At 41.8% G+C, this 4,141-nt stretch carries 4 protein-coding genes; 2 read left to right on the top strand and 2 right to left on the bottom strand.

All coding sequences use genetic code 11. From position 1 onward, the window contains the following. Positions 1 to 91: 91 nt before the first annotated feature. The gene (locus F6J94_RS31205) at positions 92 to 832 is read left to right on the top strand and encodes a hypothetical protein (protein ID WP_293047361.1); all 741 of its coding nucleotides are present in this window, start codon (positions 92 to 94) and stop codon (positions 830 to 832) included. A 219-nt stretch (positions 833 to 1,051) separates the two neighbouring features. Here the strand turns inward: F6J94_RS31205 and modB are convergent, their stop codons facing one another. Then, positions 1,052 to 3,049, bottom strand: coding sequence for a molybdate ABC transporter permease subunit (gene modB, locus F6J94_RS31200; protein ID WP_293047358.1), 1,998 nt, complete (start codon positions 3,047 to 3,049; stop codon positions 1,052 to 1,054). A gap of 17 nt (positions 3,050 to 3,066) precedes the next feature. Here modB and F6J94_RS31195 point away from each other — a divergent pair, with 17 nt between their 5' ends. Then, positions 3,067 to 3,264 (top strand): hypothetical protein, encoded by a 198-nt coding sequence (locus F6J94_RS31195; protein ID WP_293018903.1) that lies wholly within the window; start codon positions 3,067 to 3,069, stop codon positions 3,262 to 3,264. Here F6J94_RS31195 and modA read toward each other — a convergent pair. Further along, a complete protein-coding gene (gene modA, locus F6J94_RS31190; protein ID WP_293047356.1) occupies positions 3,230 to 3,991 on the bottom strand; it encodes a molybdate ABC transporter substrate-binding protein in 762 nt (253 codons plus the stop codon). The genes F6J94_RS31195 and modA overlap by 35 nt on opposite strands. Positions 3,992 to 4,141: the final 150 nt, after the last annotated feature.

Genomic DNA, 4,141 nt, shown 5'->3' with positions numbered 1-4,141 from the left:
ATGATCAAATAAAAGGAGACTGGTTAGAATACGGAATAAAAACTCGTTTTTGGAAAAATTATCTAACAAATAGCTCACAAGGAGAATAATTATGAAACGTTTAATGGCATTAAGCACGATCATCCTTACAGTTGGTATAGGAGTAGCTTCTTGTACTCGATTAGTAAACAGTCAAAACAGTCGCCAGGAGTGTGATAAAAACTCTACGGCTTTTCAATGTTATGAAGCAACATTATCGGAAATTCGTTTAATGAACCAAGAGTTACAAACAAAGCTTCAAGAACTTGAAAGTGTTAGAAACGAAGTAAAGTTGCTCAATGAAAAGTTGGGAAATGCAACTAATAAACTAGAACAAAATTTTAGTAAAATTAGTAATAATCGTGAGCAAATGAATCAAAATCATCAAGATTTAAGTAATAGTGTGCAAGGCTTAAATACTAGGATTCAGTCCCTTAAAGCAAATCAGGATAATCTAGATCAAGAATTAGATAATTTAGCCAATTCATCTACTCAGGAGGATCAAAAGCTCGGTCAGAAGATTAGTAACATTGAATCTGGTGTTAATCAGAGAATCTCGAATGAAGTTCAGACTTTGTCAAACAAACTTCAAGGCTTGACTACTAATGCAGATAAGACGGTTGTTCAGGGTAACCTACTGATTAACGGCAATCGATGGGATGGTACAAGACAGGAAGCTACTACTGATAGAAGTAATGATGCTTTTTGTCCTGAAGGACATTACGTTGTGGGAGCACGTGCCATCGATACAGATGGTGGAAGATACTGCGTCAGTTGTATAAGTCGTGTGAAGTTATTCTGCAGACAACTCTAGAATAGGATAACCACTTGGCTATGTTAACGGAGCCACTTTTTTAAATAAAATAGGACTTATAAATTTAGTTAGTCTCGCCCCCCTAACTTCCAATTTTGGTGGGAACAAAATTCTCAAAGTCCCCCAAAGTTGGAGAACCAACACGGGGCTTTCCCAAAACCAGACGATCGCGCATTCATACTTCAATTCAACAATGGCTAGTCTGAAAAACGATTTTTTTCAACTCTCCATCAAAATCAACCTCAAAGCATCTAACTGCACATACCATGGCTCAGGCCAAGCTTTAATCTGATGCCATTTTTCCTTAAAAACTTCAGCTTGGAGGTGGTATTGCTGAGGATTCCTAGAAGCAGTATATAAACTCAGATACAGTGTAACTCTGTGCTGGGTTTCACTCATAGTCACCAGCCAACAGGGAAACGTATTGTCGTGATTTGGCTCTTTTAGAAATCTCAGATGATGGGCACGGATGCCAACATAGGCTAAAGATTTCCTGATCGGTTCCACAACTGAAAGACTACAGTTCCAGTCCAGGGCTTGAATTTTTTGGTCCTCAATAATTTCAACCCGAGAAAAGTTTTTACACTCCGTTAATTGTGCTACCCTAAAGCTAGGAGGATGCTCAAAAATAGCTTCTTTAGAGCCAGAAGCAATAACCTTTCCTTCGGAAAGTACTAACAGATTACCACAAACTCGGTAAGCTTCCTCTAATTTATGGGTGACGAAAAGAGTCGCTCCTTGATAGGTAGAGAAAATTTCAGTTAATAGCCTTTCGATCTGATTCCGGAGATAGGTATCAAGGGCAGAAAGGGGCTCATCTAATAGTAACGCTTCTGGTGCGATCGCCATTGCTCTTGCCAAGGCTACCCGCTGCTGCTGTCCCCCAGAAAGTTCGTGAGGATAGCGCTTTTCTAGTCCCTGTAAATGCATCAGTTCAATGTATTTCCATACCCGTTCATTCCTTTGGGCTTTCGGCAATTCCTGCAAGCCAAAGCCGATATTTTGAGCAACATTCATGTGGGGAAAGAGGGCGTAGTTTTGAAACACAAAACCAATGCGACGTTGGTGAGGAGGAAGATTAATACCCTGTTTAGAATCAAACAAAACTCTTCCGTTCAAGACAATGCGGCCTTGAGTGGGTGTAGCCAAACCAGCAATACACCGTAGCGTCATACTTTTACCAGAACCAGAAGCCCCTAAGATACCTAAGGGCTTACCATTAGCAGTAAATTTAGCATCTAGGGTAAAGCTAGAGCTTAGCTCTTTTCGTAACTCTACTAAAAGTCCTTGACTTGGTTCTATGTTAGATTTTTTCCCTGTTCCCTGTTCTTTTCCCCCCTTAATAAGGGAAGCTCTAGTCCCCCCCTTAATAAGGGGGGTTAGGGGGGATCCCTTCCTTACTTCTATGTGAGATTTTTTCCCTATTCCCTGTTCTTTTCCCCCCTTAATAAGGGAAGCTCTAGTCCCCCCCTTAATAAGGGGGGTTAGGGGGGATCCCTTACTTACTTCTATGTTAGATTTTGTCCCTGCTCCCTGCTCCCTGCTCCCTGCTCCCTGCTCCCTGTTCCCTGCTCCCTGTTCATAGTTAATGATGGTGATTGCGACGAGAGCGATCGCAACCATGATCAACACCCACATTAGTGCTTCCCCCATCCTCCCGGCTTGGGCTGCAAAAAAGATAGCGATCGCAATGGTTTGGGTTCTGCCAGGAATACTCCCGGCTAGCATTAACGTAGCGCCAAACTCTCCCAAAGCTCTAGCAAAAGCCAGAACTGTCCCCGCCATCACCCCTGGCCAAGCCAACGGTAGCAACACTTGCCAAAATACCCTACATTCAGAAGCTCCCAAGGTACGGGCACAGTTAATCAAATCCTGATTAACTTGTTTGAAAGCTCCCAGTACAGTTTTATACATCAAAGGAAAGGCAACGACAGTAGCAGCAATCACAGTAGCAGGCCAAGACAAGATTACAGATAATCCCAATTGCCTTAATAGCTGTCCCACTGGGCTATTTCTACCTAGTAACAACAGTAATAAGAAGCCAACTACTGTAGGCGGTAGCACTATCGGAAGGGTTAAGATACTATCAATAATTCCTTTAGCTTTCCCTTGATAGCTAAACATCCAACCCGCTACTGTAATTCCCAGAAAGAAAGCAAAGATAGTAGCCAAGCCAGCAGTCTTTAGGGAAATCCATAAAGGAGATAAATCTTCCATAGTGTTGAACAAAGAGTATGGGTAGTGTGGAAAGTGTGGGTAGTGTGGGCAGAAAAAACGGCATATATAGGGTCTCTAATAGTTATAAGGCAAATTCAATTTTATTACCCCGACTCCCGACTCCCGACTCCCGACTCCCGACTCCCTATTCCCTATTCCCTGTTCCCTATTCCCTATTCCCTACTCCCTACTCCCTACTCCCTTATCCGCCATAATAAACCCATACCTCAAAAATATAGTTTTAGCTGAATCACTGATTAGAAACTGTACAAACTGGTTAGCATGATCAGGGTTTTTAGACTCCTTCAATACCGCTACTGGGTAGATAATCCGGGAGTAAGACTCTGGCGGAGCAGTAGCAACTCGTTTAACTTGGTTTGATACCTTAGCATCTGTTGCATACACCAATCCAGCATCCACATTACCTGTTTCCACATAGGATAGAACTTGACGAACATCTTTGCCAAAAACCAACTTCGGTTTCAGCTGCTCAAACAAGTTAAGAGTAGTCAGAACTTCCTTAGCATAGTGTCCAGCTGGTACACTTTCCGGGTCTCCCATTGCTATTTTACTAATTTTATCAGACCTTAAGTCCTTAAAATTAGAGATACCAGTCTGGTCTTTAGGAGTAACTAAAACTACCTGATTATTAAGAAGACTTTGCCTTGTCCCTTCTAGTAAAAGCCCCTTATATTCCAGAGCATTCATCTGTTTCGGAGCTGCTGAAATAAAAACATCCACTGGCGCTCCCTGTTCGATTTGTTGCTGCAACGAACCAGAGGATGCAAAATTATAAATAATGGTAACATCTGGTGTTTCCTTAGTGTAGAGTACTTTGATAGCTTTCATCGCATCTTGTAAGCTAGCAGCCACTGATACCGTTAGGCTCACCACTTCTGGCTGTTGATTGTTAAAGGTAAGAGCATTGCAAGCTATTAACACTAAGGATAGACTTAAGCACAACAACCATGATCTAATTAGGGATTTAATCATAAAAGTTATTAGTAGAGTTATAGCATTTTATAGTAACCGTGATATACATTTAAATTTTCTTCCCTACTCCCTACTCCCTACTCCCTACTCCCTACTCCA

This window comes from Moorena sp. SIO1F2, from assembly GCF_010672755.1.
Taxonomy (GTDB): domain Bacteria; phylum Cyanobacteriota; class Cyanobacteriia; order Cyanobacteriales; family Coleofasciculaceae; genus Moorena.
This window is presented reverse-complemented; position numbering and strand designations above follow the sequence as displayed.

Bases quoted from the DNA above. Each gene is read 5' to 3' on its own strand.
- F6J94_RS31205 (WP_293047361.1), top strand. From the start codon at position 92: ATGAAACGTTTAATGGCATTAAGCACGATCATCCTTACAGTTGGTATA.
- modB (WP_293047358.1), bottom strand. From the start codon at position 3,049: ATGGAAGATTTATCTCCTTTATGGATTTCCCTAAAGACTGCTGGCTTG.
- F6J94_RS31195 (WP_293018903.1), top strand. From the start codon at position 3,067: ATGGGTAGTGTGGAAAGTGTGGGTAGTGTGGGCAGAAAAAACGGCATA.